Here is a 17,521-nt window from a genome sequence, read left to right on the forward strand (position 1 = left end):
CTACGCCCGCACCACCGGCGTGATCGTCGTTTCCGCCGGGCCGCGGGCGTCGGCCTCGCGTTGGCGTTCCGCGCTGTCGCTGATGCGGAGCAGGAGGGCGATCATGATCCAGTTGGCCAGGAGGGAGGAGCCTCCCTTGGCCAGGAAGGGGAGGGCCTTGCCGGTCAGCGGGATCAGGCCCGTCACGCCGCCCGCGACCACGAAGACCTGCAGGGCCAGCGCCGAGGCCAGGCCGACCGCCAGCAGTTTGCCGAAGGGATCGCGAGCGCCGAGTGCCATGCGCAGCCCCCGCTGCACGAGGAGTGCGTAGAGGATCAGGACGGCCATGACCCCGGCCAGGCCGAGCTCCTCGCCCACCGTGGTCAGGATGAAGTCGCTGCGTCCCGCGAAGGCGATCAGCTCGGGGTGGCCCAGCCCGAGGCCCGTGCCCGAGATGCCGCCCGTGCCGAAGCTGAACAGCGCCTGCGCCGACTGGTCCGAGGTGATCCCCGGCGGCCGGTTCTCCCAGTAGTACGACAGCGGGTTGAGCCAGGCCGCCACGCGCGCCTTGACGTGGGGTTCGGTCGAGCCGACGACGAACGCGCCGACCGAGGCCATGACCAGGCCGCAGACGATCCAGCCGGTGCGCTCGGTGGCGACGTACAGCATGACCACGAACACGCCGAAGAAGATCAGCGAGGTGCCGAGGTCGCGCTCGAAGACCAGCACCAGCATCGAGACGATCCACACCGTGACGATCGGCGCGAGCTGCCGCATCGGGGGCAGCCGCACGCCCAGGAACCTGCGGCCCGTCAGCGCCAGCGAGTCCCGGTGGATGACCAGGTACCCGGCGAAGAAGACCGCGATCATGATCTTCACGAACTCTCCGGGCTGCAGCGAGAAGCCGAAGAGTTTGATCCACCGCTTCGCGCCGTACGTGTCCGCGCCGAAGAAGGCCGGCGCGATCAGCAGCACCAGAGCGACGGCCATCGTGATGTAGATGAACCTCTGCAGCAGCCGGTGGTCGCGCAGCAGCGCCAGTACCAGGAGGCAGGCGGCGACCCCGACCACCGTCCACATCAGCTGCCCGGGGGCGTTGGCGTCGGAGTTGTAGCGCTCGATGTAGCCCTGGTCGAGGCGGTGCAGCAGCACCAGCCCGAGCCCCGTCAGCAGCATGGCGATGGGGAAGACCAGGGGGTCCGCGTAGGCCGCGAAGCGGCGCACGCCCAAGTGCCCCACCAGGGACAGCAGGGTCATGCTGATGGTGAAGCCGGCGAGGTTGGGCGGCAGCTCGCCGTTCATGGCGAGGCCCGCGGCGGCGTGGCCGAAGACGGCGATGGCGATGACGAAGACCAGGAGCAGCGCCTCCGTACGGCGGCGGGCGCCCGCCGACGTCAGGGGCTTCAGTCCACGCACGGGATGCCGCCACCGTCCTTGGGGGAAGACGGGGAGGACGAAGAGGGCGGGGACGACCCCTCGCGTGACGCCTCAGGTGACGCCCCATGTGACGCCGGAGGTGCGGACGCGGCGCCCGGGGCGCCGGGGCTCGCGGCGGCTTTGGGTCCGATCTGCTCGGCAATGAGGCGCTTTATCTTCATATCATCTACGACGTTGATGTCCTCCCCATGGTTCCTTCCGAAGCCTTCGATGGGAAGTGTCGTGAATTGCACCTTCCCCCGGACAGGCTCTTCGCCTGCTTCACGAACGCCGGCACGTCCCATCCCTCGTCCGTGGCCACGTCCTGCTTCGCGGCGTCGACCAGCTTGAGCAGCTCCACGGGGTCGGTGAAGGTCCCGGCCGACGTCCAGGTCGCCCATGTCCAGACCGTGCCGCTGGCGCACGAAGGCGAGCGATTGCCGGCCGTCGAGCGTCTGCGGCCCCACGGGGAAGGTGTTCGCGTTGTATCCGCCGATGTCCGAGCTGCCGGCGTGCAGTTGGTCGAGGACCTCCTCGGGCAGCTTCTCGCCGTTCTGGTCCCGGCGGCTGTCCAGGCCCATGAGGCTTGGGTTGCGCGCTCGTCCTGCGGGGACCCACGCCCTGCGGGCGGCTCGACGGTGTGGACCAGTGCCGGGTGCCCTGCGGGCGGCTCGACGGTGTGGGCCGGTGCCGGGTGCCCTGCGGGCGGCTTGGTGGTGTGGTGGGTCGGTGCCCCGCACGAGGGTCTCCTCGGCTCGCGCCTGCGGGGATGGTCCAGCTGTGCGGCCTGGGTTGCGCGCTCGTCCTGCGGGGACCCTCCTGCGTGTCCCCGCCCCACGCCCCGGCTTCGACGGCGGGAGGGGAGTGGGGACGTGCCGGGGTGTCCCCGCAGGACGAGCGCGCAACCGCCCTCGGTGGCCGTGACATGCCCGCAGGCGCGAGCCGAGGAGACATCCCGGCGCGGCGCCACGGACCGACCCCCGCCGACAAGCCCGCTGGGAGTCCTGCCGAGCTGGCCGTACGGCAACCGCGCCATGGACCGACCCCCGCCGACAAGCCTGCTGGGAGTCCTGCCGGGCTGGCCGTACGGCAACCGAGTCGCGGCCGACCCTCGCCGACTAGCCCGCTGGGAGTCCTGCCGGGCTGGCCGTAGGGCAACCGCCCGCGGACCGACCCCCGCCGGCAAGCCGCTGGAAGTCCTGCCGAGCTGCCCGCAGGGCGACCCGCGGGTCCGGGTGGGGCCCGGGGAAAACGACACCCCCGGCGGCCAGAATTGGCACTCCGCTTGACCGAGTGCTAATCGCCGGAATAGTCTCGCACCTGGCACTCGCCCCTGGTGAGTGCCAACACAGCGACAGGCAGATCCGGCACCCGCGACGACGGATCGACCTGGTCGCCACCTCAGACAGTTAACCCCGGATCTCCGAAGGGGGAGGTCGGATCGTGACGACCGCCAGCTCCAAGGTTGCCATCAAGCCGCTTGAGGACCGCATTGTGGTCCAGCCGCTCGACGCCGAGCAGACCACGGCCTCCGGCCTGGTCATCCCGGACACTGCGAAGGAGAAGCCCCAGGAGGGCGTCGTCCTCGCGGTGGGCCCGGGTCGCTTCGAGGACGGCCAGCGTCTCCCGCTGGACGTCACCGTCGGCGACATCGTGCTCTACAGCAAGTACGGCGGCACCGAAGTGAAGTACAGCGGCGAGGAGTACCTCGTCCTCTCGGCTCGCGACGTGCTCGCGATCGTCGAGAAGTAATTCTCTTCATCAGTACTGCTTTGAGCTGCGCCCCTGGTCACCCCGCTGATTGCCGGGCGGCGAGGGGCGCAGTTCGTTAAACCCGAGTTTTCGAGAGGGCTGAACCGCTCCCATGGCGAAGATCCTGAAGTTCGACGAGGACGCCCGTCGCGCCCTCGAGCGCGGCGTCAACAAGCTTGCCGACACGGTCAAGGTGACGATCGGCCCCAAGGGCCGCAACGTCGTCATCGACAAGAAGTTCGGCGCCCCCACCATCACCAACGACGGTGTCACCATCGCCCGCGAGGTCGAGCTGGACGACCCGTACGAGAACCTGGGCGCGCAGCTCGTGAAGGAGGTGGCGACCAAGACCAACGACATCGCGGGTGACGGCACCACCACCGCCACCGTGCTGGCCCAGGCGCTGGTCCGCGAGGGTCTGCGCAACGTCGCCGCGGGCGCCTCCCCGGCCGCCCTGAAGAAGGGCATCGACGCCGCGGTCAAGGCCGTCTCCGAGGAGCTCCTCGCGACCGCCCGCCCGATCGAGGACAAGTCCGACATCGCCGCCGTGGCCGCGCTCTCCGCGCAGGACTCGCAGGTCGGCGAGCTCATCGCAGAGGCGATGGACAAGGTCGGCAAGGACGGTGTCATCACCGTCGAGGAGTCCAACGCCTTCGGCCTGGAGCTGGAGTTCACCGAGGGCATGGCCTTCGACAAGGGCTACCTCTCCCCGTACATGGTCTCCGACCAGGAGCGTATGGAGGCCGTCCTCGACGACCCGTACATCCTGATCAACCAGGGCAAGATCTCCTCGATCCAGGACCTCCTGCCCCTGCTGGAGAAGGTCATCCAGGCCGGCGGCTCCCGCCCGCTGCTGATCATCGCCGAGGACGTCGAGGGCGAGGCGCTCTCCACCCTCGTCGTCAACAAGATCCGCGGCACCTTCAACGCGGTCGCCGTCAAGGCCCCCGGCTTCGGTGACCGCCGCAAGGCGATGCTCCAGGACATGGCCACCCTCACCGGTGCCACCGTCATCGCCGAGGAGGTCGGCCTCAAGCTCGACCAGGCCGGTCTGGACGTACTGGGCTCCGCGCGCCGCGTGACCATCTCCAAGGACGACACCACCATCGTCGACGGTGGCGGCAGCTCCGACGAGGTCGTCGGCCGCGTCAACCAGATCAAGGCCGAGATCGAGTCCACCGACTCGGACTGGGACCGCGAGAAGCTGCAGGAGCGCCTGGCGAAGCTCGCCGGCGGCGTCTGCGTCATCAAGGTCGGCGCCGCCACCGAGGTGGAGCTCAAGGAGAAGAAGCACCGCCTTGAGGACGCCATCTCGGCGACCCGCGCCGCGGTCGAGGAGGGCATCGTCTCCGGCGGTGGCTCCGCGCTCGTCCACGCCGTGAAGGTCCTGGAGGGCAACCTCGGCCTGTCGGGCGACGAGGCCACCGGTGTCGCGGTCGTGCGTCGCGCCGCCGTCGAGCCGCTGCGCTGGATCGCCGAGAACGCCGGTCTCGAGGGTTACGTCATCACCTCGAAGGTCGCCGAGCTCGACAAGGGCCAGGGCTTCAACGCCGCCACCGGCGAGTACGGCGACCTGGTCAAGGCCGGCGTCATCGACCCGGTGAAGGTCACCCGTTCCGCGCTGGAGAACGCCGCCTCCATCGCCTCCCTGCTGCTCACGACCGAGACCCTGGTCGTCGAGAAGCCGGCGGAGGACGAGGGCGACGCCGGTCACGGCCACGGTCACGGCCACAGCCACTGATCGCGCACCACGCAGAGAAGGCCCCGTTCCGCAGCCGCGGAACGGGGCCTTCCGTGTGGTTCGGCCCTGGGCCTCAGGATCCGTAGGGCGATCCCGAGCCGCCCATCTGGCGCTGCAGCGCTCCGGGGTTGTAATGCCACCAGCCCTCGACGATCTCTCCGTTCAGGCACCGGAAGGTGGTGGTCCCGGACATCTCGTACGTCTTCCCGGTCGGTGCGACCCCCATGAACGTCCCCTTGTGGGTGCCGCGCCAGTTCCACACCGTCGTGACCATGTCGCCGTCGGCCAGCTGGGCCGTCGGCTCGAAGGTCATGTCGAAGGCGGCGCGCCAGGTCTCCATGTCCGACCGCATGGCGTCGCGTCCGATGGCGGTGGATTCCTCCTTGCTGGCGTCGTGGTCGATGTAGTTCGTCGCGAAGCACTCGTCCAGGACGCTCATGTCGCCCTTCATGGCCGCTTCCTGGAACACGCGGTCGGCGAGCTGCTTGTTGAGGTGCTCGTCGCGGACCACGTCGAGGTTCATGAACTTCGGCATTCCTTCGCAGAGGGCCACCATTTCCTTGAACATCCGGTCCGTTTCCGGGAGCTGAGAGTTCTTCATGGCCTCCTCGTACGAGGCGAATTCCACCATGTCCACGTAGTGGCTCGGGGCCTCGCGGTCCTGGCCGATCATCGTGTGCGTGGCGGTGCGCCGGCCGCTGCTCTGCTCCGCCCAGCGGTCGATGAGCGCGTTCATCTCATCGAACCGCTTCGTCTCGTAATCGATCACTTGTACGAATGTCATCGCGTCGCCTCCCGCTGGAGATGGGACATGTCCAGTTTAGGGAGGGTTCGCCCGTTTGGCGGGCCCGGCGGCGGCTTACCGACGGGTCGCGCGCACCGACGGGTCACGAACGCTACTGGGGTCCGTACTTGCGGCCCGTACGCGAGGACACCCCGCCCAGCAGCCCGCGCGGCGTCAGCTTCACCACGCCCATCAGCGCCTTGTACCGCGGGTCCGGGATCGACACCGTCTTGCCCCGCGCCAGATCGGCCAGGGCCGCCGCCACCAGCTTGTCGGCGTCCAGCCACATCCAGCCCGGGATGTTGTCCGTGCCCATGCCGGCGCGCTGGTGGAACTCCGTGCGCACGAAGCCGGGGCACAGCGCCATCAGCCGCACCCCGGAGCCCGCCAGGTCCCGCGCCGCGCCCTGGGTGAACTGCACGACCCAGGCCTTGCTCGCCCCGTACGTGCCGCGCGGCACGAAGGCGGCGACCGAGGCCACGTTGATCACGCCGCCCCGGCCGCGCGAGCGCATCGACTCGGTGGCCGCCGAGGTCAGCCGCAGGACCGCTTCGATGTGCACCTTCAGCATGGTCAGCTCGTCGGCCATGGAGACTTCGAGGTAACGGCCCTTGTTGCCGAATCCGGCGTTGTTGACCAGCAGGTCCACCGGGTGCGTCCGGTCGCCGAGGCGCTGCTCCACCGCCGCGATGCCCTCCTCGGTGGCGAGGTCGGCGGCCAGCACCTCGGCCTCGATGCCGTGCCGGTCGTGCAGCTCGGTGGCCTGCTCGCCGAGCCGCTTGGTGTCGCGCGCCACCAGCACCAGGTTGTGCCCCTGGGCGGCGAGCCGCCGGGCGAAGGCGGCGCCGATGCCCGCCGTGGATCCCGTAATCAACGCAGTCGTCATAGGCGCAACCTAGCCGCCCCGGGTGACGGTGCTACCGCGCCCCGGCGCCGGCCCCGTGCTTCTCCATGTACCGGCGCACCCGCTCGTGGGCCTCCGGCTCCATCGCCGCCCCGGCCGCCAGGGTGCGCGGCAGCAGCACGCGTTCGGTGGTGAAGGCGCGGAACCACATCTCCACCGTCACGTCGTGGTCCGGCCGGTGGACGATCTCGACGGGGTCGCCGGGGGAGACCGATCCCTCCCGGATCACCCGCAGGTACGCGCCCGGCCGGGCGGCCTGGGTGAACCGCTTGACCCAGCCGCCCTCGCCCAGGACCCCCTGGAAGGTCCGGCACGGGATGCGGGCCGAGGCCACTTCGAGGACGAGGTCCGCGCCGACCCGCCAGTGGTCGCCGAGCCGCGCGGTGTTCAGGTCGATGCCGGAGGTGGTGAGGTTCTCGCCGAAGATCCCGCCGGGCAGCTCGCGGTCCAGCTCGCCCGCCCACCAGTCCAGGTCCTCGCGCGCGTACGCGTAGACGGCCTGGTGATCGCCGCCGTGGTGGCGCCGGTCGCAGACGGCGTCGCCCTCCAGGCCGCTGCCGCGCCCGGTGGCCTTCGGGCCGGGGGCGCTGACGCGGACCGGCCCGGGGACGGGGCGCTTGCCGATGCCCGTCACCCCGCCCTCGGCGTCGGTGTAGTCGACGGCCGTGGCGCGGCCGAGGTTCACGGAGATCAGTTGCATGGTGCCCATGGGGACACGCTAGCGGCGAGCGGGACCCAAAGAGTCCCAGTGGGATTCGCACGGCAGTCAAAGCAGGGCTTATGATCGAAGGGTGATCGAGGCACGTCATCTCCGGGTTCTGCGCGCCGTCGCCGGGACCGGATCCTTCTCCGCCGCCGCCCGCGAGCTCGGCTGCACCCAGCCCGCCGTCTCTCAGCAGATGAAGGCGCTGGAGCAGTCGGCCGGCACGCCGCTGCTCATCCGCACCGGCCGCGAGATGCGGCTGACCCAGGCCGGTGAAGCCCTGGTCCGGCACGCCGCCGGGATCCTGGCCGGGCTGACCGCCGCCGAGGAGGAGGTCGCGGCCATCGCCGGGCTGCGCGCCGGCCGGGTCCGCCTCGTGTCCTTCCCCAGCGGCAGCTCCACGCTGGTGCCGACCGCGCTCGCGGCGATGCGCGCCGAACACCCGGGCACCCGGATCTCGCTGGTCGAGGCGGAGCCGCCGCGGTCGGTGGAGATGCTGCGCGAGGGCGACTGCGACCTGGCCCTCGCCTTCCGCTACGGCGGGGCCGCCGGCTCCGCCGCGGAGTGGGAGGACCTCGTGGTGCGGCCGCTGCTGACGGACCGGCTCGTCGGGCTGGTCCCGGACGGGCACCGGCTGGCCGGGGCGGAGCGCGTGGGCATGGCGGAGCTGGCCGACGAGCCCTGGATCGCGGGCTGTCCCCGCTGCCGCCGCCATCTGGTGGAGGTGTGCGAGGGCGCGGGCTTCACCCCCCGCATCGACTTCGCCACCGACGACTATCCGGCGGTGGTCGGCCTGGTCGGCGCGGGGCTGGGAGTGGCGGTGCTGCCGGAGCTCGCGGTGGAGTCCGTACGGGCCAAGGGCGTGAGCACGCTCGTCGTGGAGCCGGCCGTCGAGCGGGAGGTCGTGGCGCTGACCCTGCCCGACCTGGCCCGGGTCCCGGCGGTGGCCGCGACCCTGGCCGAGCTGGAGCGGGCCGCCACGCGCTGACGACCGCGCCGGGCGGCCGGGCTCGGCCGACCACGCGCACGCGCCGGTCGCGCCGCGCGACCGGCCGTACGCACACACTCAGCGGGGTGCGTACGGCCGAACGCGTGAACTCCGGGCCCGGAGGCGACACGCCCGGGCGTGCAGGTGATTCGCAGAAACGTTCCTTCGGACGTTTCGTCGAGTGCTCAGTCCGGAGCGATCGGCCCGATCGCACTCGACGCCGGGATCAGACGGTGCCGGGCGCGGCCCATCAGTTCCTCGCGTTCGTCCTCGGTCAGGCCTCCCCACACTCCGTAGGGCTCGCGGACGGCGAGTGCGTGCGCGGCACATTCCGCGCGGACCGGGCATCGCATGCAGACCTCTTTAGCCGAGGCCTCGCGCGCGCTCCTGGCCGCGCCCCGCTCGCCTTCCGGGTGGAAGAAGAGGGAGCTGTCGACCCCGCGGCAGGCAGCCAGCAGCTGCCAGTCCCAGAGGTCGGCGTTCGGTCCGGGGAGGCGGGAGAAATCTGCCATTGGTAGTCCTCTTGGTGCCGGTACTGAGGCGGATACGGTCGATGTCTCCAAGGGTCTCCACACCTACTGTCGGAGTAGATGTAAATATGACTCATTGGGAATCTAGCCTCAGACACGTGCCAAACGGAAGGAAAGCCGCCAAATAGGGCATAGCTCCAGATGGAGGACAGGTGGCTTGTGGCGTCACCGCCGTGATCGCTTCCTCACGTAGAGTGCCGAAGGTGTCCGTCCGACCCGTAACTCTTTCGAGTGACCATCGTTGAGAGTGCGAAGGCGGTTGAACCAATAAGTTCTCGGACAGGTGTCCGGGGGCATCGACCGCACAGGTGACGATACGTACCAGCCTGGAGGCTCAAGGTGACGCGCATCAGCAGCTGCGGAGGGCGGTCATGACATCCGTCCTCGTCTGCGACGACTCCCCGCTTGCCCGAGAGGCGCTCCGTCGCGCGGTTGCCACCGTGCCCGGCGTCGAGCGTGTGACGACGGCTGCCAACGGCGAGGAAGTCCTCCGCCGCTGGGGTGCCGACCGCTCCGACCTGATTCTGATGGATGTACGGATGCCCGGGCTCGGCGGTGTGGAGACGGTCCGTCGGCTGCTCTCGGCCGACCCCGGCGCCCGCATCATCATGCTGACGGTCGCCGAGGACCTGGACGGCGTGGCCCTCGCGGTCGCCGCCGGCGCCCGCGGCTACCTGCACAAGGACGCCTCGCGCGCCGAACTGCGGGCCACGGTCACCCAGGCCCTGGCCGACCCGACCTGGCGACTGGCCCCGCGCCGGCTCCGCTCGGCCGAGATGGGCGCCGCGCCCACGCTCACCGCGCGCGAGATCCAGGTGCTGGAGGGCATGAGCCACGGCCGTTCCAACGCGGAGATCGGGCGCGAGCTCTTCCTCTCCGAGGACACGGTCAAGACGCACGCCCGCAGGCTGTTCAAGAAGCTCGGCGCCTCGGACCGGGCGCACGCCGTGGCACTCGGATTCCGCTGGGGTCTGGTCCGCTGACCCGCAGGTCCGGGCCGGGCCCGGACCGGTCCGCCGCAGACCGCGGATCGTCGAGAGCGGTCCCGTCCGCCAAGCGCGGACGGGGCGGCGCGCCGCCCTCGATTCCGGTGTAGCCCTGTCCCGCCGTACCCGGTGCGCACCCGGGGGTTGGCGGGGCACAATCCGGGGGACGTCTCGCTTCGTGCGCGATGCCGCATCCTTGAGGGTGTGGAGTCTCTCGGAGACTATTCGGCCGAGCGGGAGGGGAGGGCGCAGATGACGAGCTCAGGCGCACCCGCTCATAACGCTTCGATGCACAACAAGGGCCACGGTGCCGCGGATGCTCCGGCGCCAAGGCACCATGGATTGATGCGCGACGACGAGGCCCTGGGGTCACCCGCGGCCACAGGCCCCACCGGCGCCGCCAAAGGCGGTAGTGCCGGGGGTGTCAGCGCGCTCGTACGCAGGGCCGTCGAGGGCGACGAGCAGGCCACGCACGACCTGCTCGCCTTCGTGCACCCCCTCGCGATCCGCTATTGCCGCACGCGGCTGTCGCGGCTCCCGGGTGACGCTCGTCACTTCGTGGAGGACCTGGCGCAGGAAGTCTGCGTCGCCGTCCTGATGGCCCTGCCCCGCTACCGGGACACCGGGCGGCCCTTCGAGGCCTTCGTCTTCGCCATCGCCGCGCACAAGGTCGCCGACCTGCAGCGGGCCGCCATGCGGCACCCGGGCAGCACGGCCGTGCCCTCCGACGAGATGCCGGAGCGGCCCGACGACTCGCTGGGCCCTGAGGAGCGGGCGCTGCTCAGCAGCGACGCCGCGTGGGCCAAGAAGCTGCTGGCCAACCTGCCGGAGAACCAGCGCGAGCTCCTCGTCCTTCGGGTGGCCGTCGGGCTGACCGCGGAGGAGACCGGGCAGATGCTCGGAATGTCCCCCGGAGCCGTGCGCGTGGCACAGCACCGGGCGCTCAGCAGGCTGCGGGCACTCGCCGAGCAGTAGGAGAGTCGTAGGAAGCGACGAATCTTCTGCTTGACCTTGGTCGTGGAATGAGACGCGTCGGGATCCCGTTAGCATGGACATCCGCGCTGAGCAAGACCATTGGGAAGGTGTCATGACCGCCGACGGAGTGCCCGACAAATTCGCCACGCTCGGACTGACCTACGACGACGTGCTGCTGCTGCCGGGCGCGTCGGACATGTCGCCTGACGCGATCGACACCTCTTCCCTCATCTCCAAGAACGTCCGGGTGAACGTCCCGCTGCTGTCCGCGGCCATGGACAAGGTCACCGAGGCCCGCATGGCCATCGCGATGGCCCGCCAGGGCGGCGTGGGCGTGCTGCACCGCAACCTCTCCATCGTCGACCAGGCCAACCAGGTCGACCTGGTCAAGCGCTCCGAGTCCGGCATGGTCACCGACCCGATCACGGTGCACCCGGACGCGACCCTCGGCGAGGCCGACGAGCTCTGCGCGAAGTTCCGCATCTCCGGCGTCCCGGTCACCGACGCCGCCGGCAAGCTCCTGGGCATCGTCACCAACCGCGACATGGCCTTCGAGTCGGACCGCGGCCGCCAGGTGCGCGAGGTCATGACCCCGATGCCGCTGGTCACGGGCAAGGTCGGCATCTCCGGCGTGGACGCCATGGAGCTGCTGCGCCGCCACAAGATCGAGAAGCTTCCGCTGGTCGACGACGCGGGCATCCTCAAGGGCCTCATCACGGTCAAGGACTTCGTCAAGGCCGAGAAGTACCCGAACGCCGCCAAGGACAAGGACGGCCGGCTGCTCGTCGGCGCGGCCGTCGGTGTCGCCGGCGACGCGTACGAGCGCGCCCAGGCCCTGATCGAGGCGGGCGCCGACTTCATCGTCGTCGACACCGCCCACGGTCACTCCCGCCTGGTCGGCGACATGGTCGCCAAGATCAAGTCGAACTCCACCGTGGATGTCATCGGCGGCAACGTCGCCACCCGCGACGGCGCCCAGGCGCTGATCGACGCCGGCTGTGACGGCATCAAGGTCGGCGTGGGCCCCGGCTCCATCTGCACCACCCGCGTCGTCGCCGGCATCGGCGTCCCGCAGGTCACCGCGATCTACGAGGCCTCGCTCGCCGCCAAGGCGGCCGGCGTCCCGGTCATCGGCGACGGCGGCCTCCAGTACTCCGGCGACATCGCCAAGGCGCTCGTCGCGGGCGCCGACACGGTGATGCTCGGCTCGCTGCTCGCGGGCTGCGAGGAGTCCCCGGGCGAGCTGCTCTTCATCAACGGCAAGCAGTTCAAGTCCTACCGCGGCATGGGCTCGCTCGGCGCGATGCAGTCCCGCGGCGACCAGCGCTCCTTCTCCAAGGACCGCTACTTCCAGGAGGGCGTGGGCGGCGACGACAAGCTCATCCCCGAGGGCATCGAGGGCCAGGTCCCGTACCGCGGCCCGCTCTCCGCGGTCGTGCACCAGCTCGTCGGCGGCCTGCGCCAGTCGATGTTCTACGTCGGCGGCCGCACGGTCCCCGAGCTGCAGGACCGGGGCCGCTTCGTCCGGATCACCTCGGCGGGCCTCAAGGAGAGCCACCCGCACGACATCCAGATGACGGTGGAAGCGCCGAACTACTCCCGCAAGGGATAGCAGCCGACCCGGAGGGGCGGGCCCGGGAGACCGGGGCCCGCCCCTTCGGCGTGGGGCCGCTCGTCCGTACAGCGGTCACCGGAACGCGGGCCCCCGGGGTTCGGGGATACTGGACGGGCAGACCCAGAGGAAAGGCCACCACACGTGACTGAGATCGAGATCGGGCGCGGCAAGCGCGGCCGCAGGGCGTACGCGTTCGACGACATCGCCATCGTCCCGAGCCGGCGTACCCGGGACCCGAAGGAGGTCTCGATCGCCTGGCAGATCGACGCGTACCGCTTCGAGCTCCCGTTCCTGGCCGCCCCCATGGACTCGGTCGTCTCCCCGCAGACCGCGATCCGCATCGGCGAGCTCGGCGGCCTCGGCGTGCTGAACCTCGAAGGCCTGTGGACCCGGTACGAGGACCCGCAGCCGCTGCTCGACGAGATCGCGGAGCTGGACGAGGAGTGCGCGACCCGCCGTCTCCAGGAGATCTACTCCGCGCCGATCCAGGCGGACCTGATCCGCCGGCGGATCAAGGAGGTGCGCGACTCGGGCGTCGTCACCGCCGCCGCGCTCTCCCCGCAGCGCACCGCCGAGTTCTCCAAGGCCGTCGTCGACGCCGGCGTGGACATCTTCGTGATCCGCGGCACCACGGTGTCGGCCGAGCACGTCTCGGGCGCCGCCGAACCGCTGAACCTGAAGCAGTTCATCTACGAGCTCGACGTCCCGGTCATCGTGGGCGGCTGCGCCACCTACACGGCGGCCCTGCACCTGATGCGCACCGGCGCCGCGGGCGTCCTGGTCGGCTTCGGCGGCGGCGCCGCGCACACCACGCGCAACGTGCTCGGCATCCAGGTCCCGATGGCGACCGCCGTCGCGGACGTGGCCGCGGCCCGCCGCGACTACATGGACGAGTCCGGCGGCCGCTACGTGCACGTCATCGCCGACGGCGGCGTGGGCTGGTCGGGCGACATCCCGAAGGCCGTCGCCTGCGGCGCGGACGCCGTGATGATGGGCTCCCCGCTGGCCCGTGCCACCGACGCGCCCGGGAAGGGCAACCACTGGGGCATGGAGGCCGTCCACGAGGACGTGCCGCGCGGCAAGAAGGTCAACCTGGGCGTGGTGGGCACCACCGAGGAGATCCTCACGGGCCCGTCGCACACCATGGACGGCTCGATGAACATCTTCGGTGCCCTGCGCCGCTCGATGGCCACCACCGGCTACAGCGAGCTCAAGGAGTTCCAGCGGGTCGAGGTCACCATCGCGGACTCGCAGCACAGCCGCTGACCGCTCCGCCCGTACGCCGGAGGGCCGGCACCCCGTGTGGGGTGCCGGCCCTCCGGCGTACGGGGTGTGGCCCGGTCAGTCGCCGACCTTCTTGGCCGCGCCGAAGGCGGCGAAGCCGCCGATCCCGAGGAAGACGAAGGACATGATGTCCGCGCTCTCCTTCCAGAGGTCGTTCAGGCCGCCGACGCCGACCTCGCTGAAGACCTCGCCCACGCCGACGTTGCCGTAGTCGGCGATCGCCAGCGCGATGAAGAAGACCTGGCCGAGGTAGACGGCGCCGAGGGAGAGCACGACGGCGATCACGGGCAGGATCGGGTTGCGGCCGCCCACCTTGCCGGCGGCGAGGCCGACGAGGAGGCCGACGCCGATCGCGGCGTAGCCGATCTCGCGGTCGATGGCGTTCATGATGCCGCCGTACGCGCCCGCCGCGACGAGGGCCGCGACGACGGCCGCGGCGATGCCGAGACCGAAGTTGCCGGTGCGGGCCGGGGCGGGGGCGGGCGCCGGGCTGAAGGAGTCGGGCGCGGGCGGCGTGAAGTTCTGGCTCATGTGGGAAATCCCCCCCAGGGATTCGCGGGGCACACGTGTCCTGGGGACGTATGTGCGAGATAAGTGACGCCGCAGGCTAGCAGTCCCGTCGGACATTCACAGGGAGGATTTCCCGGCCGTCAGAGGCGGTGGGCCGCGCCCACCGGGCTGGCGCCGCGCGTGTCCAGCAGCAGCTGTGCCTTCACGGCGAGACCTTGCAGGTCGTAGGTGCGGTGGTGCTGGAGCAGGATCGTCAGGTCGGCGTTGGCCGCCGCCTCGTACAAAGATTCGGCACGGGGGACCGGCTGGTCCCTGACCCGCCAGCCCGTGATGTACGGGTCGTGGTAGCTGATCAGCGCCCCCAGGTCGAGGAGGCGGCTGGCGATCTCGCGGGCCGGGGAGCCCTCCTGATCGGCGAGGTCGGGCTTGTAGGTGACGCCCAGGAGCAGGACGCGGGCGCCGCGGGCCGATTTGCCGTGCTCGTTCAGCAGGGTGGCGGAGCGCTGGATGACGTACTGCGGCATCCGGTTGTTGATCTCCTGGGCCAGGCCGACCATGCGCAGCGGGTGACCGGGGGTGCGGGTGGTGTGGGGGAGGTAGTTCGGGTCGAGGGGGACGCCGTGGCCGCCGACCCCGGGGCCGGGGCGGAAGGCCTGGAACCCGTACGGCTTGGTCTCGGCGCAGCGGATGACGTCCCACAGGTCGACGCCCAGGTCGTGGCAGAGGACCGCCATCTCGTTCATGAGGGCGATGTTGACGTGCCGGTAGTTCGTTTCGAGGAGCTGGACGGTCTCGGCCTCGCGCAGTCCGCGGGCGCGGACCACCTTCTCGGTGAGGCGGGCGTAGAAGGCGTGCGCGGACTCGGTGCAGGCGGGGGTGAGGCCGCCGATCACCTTGGGGGTGTTGGCGATGCCGTGGGTCCGGTTGCCGGGGTCGTGGCGGCTGGGGGAGTAGGCCAGGTGGAAGTCCCGGCCGGCCCGGAGGCCCGAGCCCGCTTCGAGGATCGGCCGCAGGTAGTCCTCGGTCACGCCCGGGTGGACGGCGGATTCGAGGATCACGGTGGTGTGCGGGCGCAGCCGGGCGGCGAGCGCGTGTCCGGCCTCTCCGATGGCGGAGAGGTCCAGTGCGCGGTCGGCGCCGAGCTGGGTGGGGGCGCAGATGACTGCCGTGCGGACCCTGCCGAGCTCGGCGGGGTTGGTGGTCACCCGGAAGCCGGCCGCCGACATGCGGCGGATCTCGGCGGCGGTGAGGGTGGAGTCCGTGACCGGACCGCTGTCGTAGCCGACCGTCTCGATCCCGGCGGCTACGGCCGCCTGGGCGAGCGGGAGGCCGAGATGGCCGAGTCCGATGACGGCGAGATCTGCGGGCATGGGGGTGCCGTCCCTTCCCTGACATGAGGGGGCTGCCGCGCAAGTTCTCCAGGGGGCAGGGGAGCTGGCGCAATGTCAGACTAGGCGTATATATGACAGATATGTCGCATTCCGGGGCAAAGGTCATCGTTGTGTTGTCCACAGGCGGTGGCTGATGTGGGTGCGGGCGGTCAGAATCGTGAAACGGGGGCATGTGAGCGGGATCTCACCCGCACCAACGGGAGGCAGCCGTGAGGACAGCGACACTGGGGCCGGCGCAGCGGGCCGAGGCCCTCGCCCGGATGGCCGAGCGGGAACTGGACGTCCTGGTGGTGGGCGCGGGCGTGGTCGGCGCCGGCACCGCGCTCGACGCGGTCACCCGGGGCCTGTCGACCGGCCTGGTGGAGGCGCGGGACTGGGCGTCCGGCACCTCCAGCCGGTCCAGCAAGCTGATCCACGGCGGCCTGCGGTACCTGGAGATGCTCGACTTCGCCCTCGTACGGGAGGCGCTGAAGGAGCGCGGCCTGCTGCTGGAGCGGCTGGCCCCGCACCTGGTGAAACCGGTGCCCTTCCTGTACCCCTTGCAGCACAAGGGCTGGGAGCGGCTGTACGCCGGCTCGGGCGTCGCGCTGTACGACGCGATGTCGGTCTCCAGCGGGCACGGGCGCGGCCTGCCGGTGCACCGGCACCTGTCGCGCAAGCGAGCCCTGCGGGTGGCTCCGGCGCTGCGCAAGGACGCGCTGGTGGGGGCCCTGCAGTACTACGACGCCCAGATGGACGACGCGCGGTACGTCACCACCTTGGTGCGCACGGCCGCGGCGTACGGGGCGCACTGCGCCAACCGGGCGAGGGTCATCGGCTTCCTGCGCGAGGGTGAACGGGTGGTCGGCGCGCAGGTGCGGGACGTGGAGGCCGGCGGTGAGTACGCCATCCGCGCGAAGCAGGTGGTCAACGCGACGGGGGTGTGGACGGACGACACCCAGGCGCTGATCGGGGAGCGCGGGCAGTTCCACGTGCGGGCCTCGAAGGGCATCCACCTGGTCGTGCCGAAGGACCGGATCCACTCCAGCACCGGGCTGATCCTGCGGACCGAGAAGTCGGTGCTGTTCGTCATCCCGTGGGGGCGGCACTGGATCGTGGGGACCACGGACACCGACTGGGACCTGGACAAGGCCCACCCGGCGGCGTCCAGCGCGGACATCGACTACCTGCTGGAGCACGTGAACTCGGTGCTGGCGGTGCCGCTGACGCGCGACGACGTCCAAGGCGTGTACGCGGGCCTGCGGCCGCTGCTCGCCGGGGAGTCGGACGCGACGAGCAAGCTCTCGCGCGAGCACACGGTGGCGCACCCGGTGCCCGGGCTGGTGGTGGTGGCCGGCGGCAAGTACACGACGTACCGGGTCATGGCGAAGGACGCCGTCGACGAGGCGGTGCACGGACTGGACCAGCGGGTGGCGGAGTGCGTGACGGAGGACGTCCCGCTGGTGGGGGCGGAGGGGTACCGGGCGCTGTGGAACGGGCGGGCCAGGATGGCGGCCCGGACGGGTCTTCACGTGGTGCGGGTGGAACACCTGTTGAACCGGTTCGGGTCGCTGACGGAGGAACTGCTGGAGCTGATCGCCGCCGATCCGGGACTGCGCGAGCCCGTGACCGGGGCGGAGGACTACCTGCGGGCGGAAATCGTGTACGCGGCCTCGCACGAGGGGGCGCGCCACCTGGACGACGTGCTGACGCGCCGGACCCGGATCTCGATCGAGACCTTCGACCGGGGGACGCGGTCGGCCCGGGAGTGCGCGGAGTTGATGGCTCCGGTGCTGGGATGGGACGAGCAGCAGATCGCGAAGGAAGTGGAACACTACGAGAAGCGGGTCCAGGCGGAGCGGGAGTCGCAGCGTCAGCCGGACGACCAGACCGCGGACGCGGCGCGGCTGGGGGCGCCCGACATCGTTCCGTTGTAACTCCGGAATGCGCGACGGGGAACCGCGGACCCGGGGGGTCCGTCCGT

Annotated in this window: 16 protein-coding genes; 8 read left to right on the forward strand and 8 right to left on the reverse strand. The window is 70.8% G+C overall.

Features of this window, described 5'->3' with window-relative positions:
• Both IF88_RS0112920 and IF88_RS43435 read right to left on the reverse strand, forming a co-directional pair.
• The gene (locus tag IF88_RS0112920; RefSeq protein WP_030710396.1) at positions 1-1,395 is read right to left on the reverse strand and encodes an FtsW/RodA/SpoVE family cell cycle protein; all 1,395 of its coding nucleotides are present in this window, start codon (positions 1,393-1,395) and stop codon (positions 1-3) included.
• Positions 1,383-1,976, reverse strand: coding sequence for a hypothetical protein (locus IF88_RS43435; RefSeq protein WP_199808068.1), 594 nt, complete (start codon positions 1,974-1,976; stop codon positions 1,383-1,385). Before IF88_RS43435 ends, IF88_RS0112920 begins: the two co-directional genes overlap by 13 nt.
• A gap of 862 nt (positions 1,977-2,838) precedes the next feature.
• Here IF88_RS43435 and groES point away from each other — a divergent pair.
• Positions 2,839-3,147, forward strand: a complete 309-nt coding sequence (gene groES, locus IF88_RS0112925) for a co-chaperone GroES (RefSeq protein WP_030011064.1) — start codon at positions 2,839-2,841, stop codon at positions 3,145-3,147.
• Positions 3,148-3,259: 112 nt separating this feature from the next.
• Positions 3,260-4,888, forward strand: coding sequence for a chaperonin GroEL (gene groL / locus IF88_RS0112930; RefSeq protein ID WP_030710397.1), 1,629 nt, complete (start codon positions 3,260-3,262; stop codon positions 4,886-4,888).
• A gap of 73 nt (positions 4,889-4,961) precedes the next feature.
• Here the strand turns inward: groL and IF88_RS0112935 are convergent, their stop codons facing one another.
• The 3 genes from IF88_RS0112935 to IF88_RS0112945 all read right to left on the reverse strand — a co-directional run bounded on the left by IF88_RS0112935 (position 4,962) and on the right by IF88_RS0112945 (position 7,276).
• Positions 4,962-5,672, reverse strand: coding sequence for an ester cyclase (locus IF88_RS0112935; protein ID WP_030710399.1), 711 nt, complete (start codon positions 5,670-5,672; stop codon positions 4,962-4,964).
• A gap of 112 nt (positions 5,673-5,784) precedes the next feature.
• Positions 5,785-6,558: an SDR family NAD(P)-dependent oxidoreductase gene (locus IF88_RS0112940; protein WP_030710405.1), complete on the reverse strand. Its 774-nt coding sequence runs from the start codon at positions 6,556-6,558 to the stop codon at positions 5,785-5,787.
• A gap of 31 nt (positions 6,559-6,589) precedes the next feature.
• Positions 6,590-7,276: an MOSC domain-containing protein gene (locus IF88_RS0112945; protein WP_030710407.1), complete on the reverse strand. Its 687-nt coding sequence runs from the start codon at positions 7,274-7,276 to the stop codon at positions 6,590-6,592.
• A gap of 91 nt (positions 7,277-7,367) precedes the next feature.
• On the opposite strand from IF88_RS0112945, the gene IF88_RS0112950 reads away from it, so the two are divergent.
• The gene (locus IF88_RS0112950) at positions 7,368-8,267 is read left to right on the forward strand and encodes a LysR family transcriptional regulator (RefSeq protein ID WP_030710408.1); all 900 of its coding nucleotides are present in this window, start codon (positions 7,368-7,370) and stop codon (positions 8,265-8,267) included.
• Between the two features lie 185 nt (positions 8,268-8,452).
• On the opposite strand, the gene IF88_RS0112955 is transcribed toward IF88_RS0112950, so the two are convergent.
• Complete coding sequence (locus IF88_RS0112955; protein WP_030710411.1) at positions 8,453-8,779, reverse strand: WhiB family transcriptional regulator; 327 nt, start codon at positions 8,777-8,779, stop codon at positions 8,453-8,455.
• 389 nt (positions 8,780-9,168) lie between these two features.
• Here IF88_RS0112955 and IF88_RS0112965 point away from each other — a divergent pair, with 389 nt between their 5' ends.
• The 4 genes from IF88_RS0112965 to IF88_RS0112980 all read left to right on the forward strand — a co-directional run bounded on the left by IF88_RS0112965 (position 9,169) and on the right by IF88_RS0112980 (position 13,639).
• Positions 9,169-9,780 (forward strand): response regulator transcription factor, encoded by a 612-nt coding sequence (locus IF88_RS0112965; RefSeq protein WP_003948568.1) that lies wholly within the window; start codon positions 9,169-9,171, stop codon positions 9,778-9,780.
• A 348-nt stretch (positions 9,781-10,128) separates the two neighbouring features.
• Entirely contained in the window at positions 10,129-10,758 is a 630-nt protein-coding gene (locus IF88_RS0112970) for a sigma-70 family RNA polymerase sigma factor (RefSeq protein WP_030389108.1), read from the forward strand.
• Between the two features lie 112 nt (positions 10,759-10,870).
• The gene (guaB, locus tag IF88_RS0112975; RefSeq protein ID WP_030710413.1) at positions 10,871-12,370 is read left to right on the forward strand and encodes an IMP dehydrogenase; all 1,500 of its coding nucleotides are present in this window, start codon (positions 10,871-10,873) and stop codon (positions 12,368-12,370) included.
• 144 nt (positions 12,371-12,514) lie between these two features.
• Positions 12,515-13,639 (forward strand): GuaB3 family IMP dehydrogenase-related protein, encoded by a 1,125-nt coding sequence (locus IF88_RS0112980; RefSeq protein ID WP_030710415.1) that lies wholly within the window; start codon positions 12,515-12,517, stop codon positions 13,637-13,639.
• Positions 13,640-13,714: 75 nt separating this feature from the next.
• Here the strand turns inward: IF88_RS0112980 and IF88_RS0112985 are convergent, their stop codons facing one another.
• Together IF88_RS0112985 and IF88_RS0112990 are read right to left on the reverse strand one after the other, a co-directional pair.
• The gene (locus tag IF88_RS0112985) at positions 13,715-14,188 is read right to left on the reverse strand and encodes a hypothetical protein (protein WP_030710417.1); all 474 of its coding nucleotides are present in this window, start codon (positions 14,186-14,188) and stop codon (positions 13,715-13,717) included.
• 119 nt (positions 14,189-14,307) lie between these two features.
• Positions 14,308-15,537 carry a nucleotide sugar dehydrogenase gene (locus IF88_RS0112990; protein ID WP_030710418.1) on the reverse strand — a complete coding sequence of 410 codons (1,230 nt, stop codon included), beginning with the start codon at positions 15,535-15,537 and terminating at the stop codon, positions 14,308-14,310.
• Between the two features lie 230 nt (positions 15,538-15,767).
• On the opposite strand from IF88_RS0112990, the gene IF88_RS0112995 reads away from it, so the two are divergent.
• The gene (locus IF88_RS0112995; RefSeq protein WP_030710419.1) at positions 15,768-17,474 is read left to right on the forward strand and encodes a glycerol-3-phosphate dehydrogenase/oxidase; all 1,707 of its coding nucleotides are present in this window, start codon (positions 15,768-15,770) and stop codon (positions 17,472-17,474) included.
• Positions 17,475-17,521: the final 47 nt, after the last annotated feature.

The sequence above is a fragment of the Streptomyces sp. NRRL F-2580 genome (assembly GCF_000720115.1).
GTDB lineage: Bacteria > Actinomycetota > Actinomycetes > Streptomycetales > Streptomycetaceae > Streptomyces.

What these genes read in the sequence shown, in the direction of transcription:
- IF88_RS43435 (WP_199808068.1), bottom strand. Translation starts at nt 1,976, where the DNA reads ATGGGCCTGGACAGCCGCCGGGACCAGAACGGCGAGAAGCTGCCCGAG.
- groL (WP_030710397.1), top strand. Translation starts at nt 3,260, where the DNA reads ATGGCGAAGATCCTGAAGTTCGACGAGGACGCCCGTCGCGCCCTCGAG.
- IF88_RS0112935 (WP_030710399.1), bottom strand. Translation starts at nt 5,672, where the DNA reads ATGACATTCGTACAAGTGATCGATTACGAGACGAAGCGGTTCGATGAG.
- IF88_RS0112940 (WP_030710405.1), bottom strand. Translation starts at nt 6,558, where the DNA reads ATGACGACTGCGTTGATTACGGGATCCACGGCGGGCATCGGCGCCGCC.
- IF88_RS0112945 (WP_030710407.1), bottom strand. Translation starts at nt 7,276, where the DNA reads ATGCAACTGATCTCCGTGAACCTCGGCCGCGCCACGGCCGTCGACTAC.
- IF88_RS0112955 (WP_030710411.1), bottom strand. Translation starts at nt 8,779, where the DNA reads ATGGCAGATTTCTCCCGCCTCCCCGGACCGAACGCCGACCTCTGGGAC.
- IF88_RS0112965 (WP_003948568.1), top strand. Translation starts at nt 9,169, where the DNA reads ATGACATCCGTCCTCGTCTGCGACGACTCCCCGCTTGCCCGAGAGGCG.
- IF88_RS0112970 (WP_030389108.1), top strand. Translation starts at nt 10,129, where the DNA reads ATGCGCGACGACGAGGCCCTGGGGTCACCCGCGGCCACAGGCCCCACC.
- guaB (WP_030710413.1), top strand. Translation starts at nt 10,871, where the DNA reads ATGACCGCCGACGGAGTGCCCGACAAATTCGCCACGCTCGGACTGACC.
- IF88_RS0112985 (WP_030710417.1), bottom strand. Translation starts at nt 14,188, where the DNA reads ATGAGCCAGAACTTCACGCCGCCCGCGCCCGACTCCTTCAGCCCGGCG.
- IF88_RS0112990 (WP_030710418.1), bottom strand. Translation starts at nt 15,537, where the DNA reads ATGCCCGCAGATCTCGCCGTCATCGGACTCGGCCATCTCGGCCTCCCG.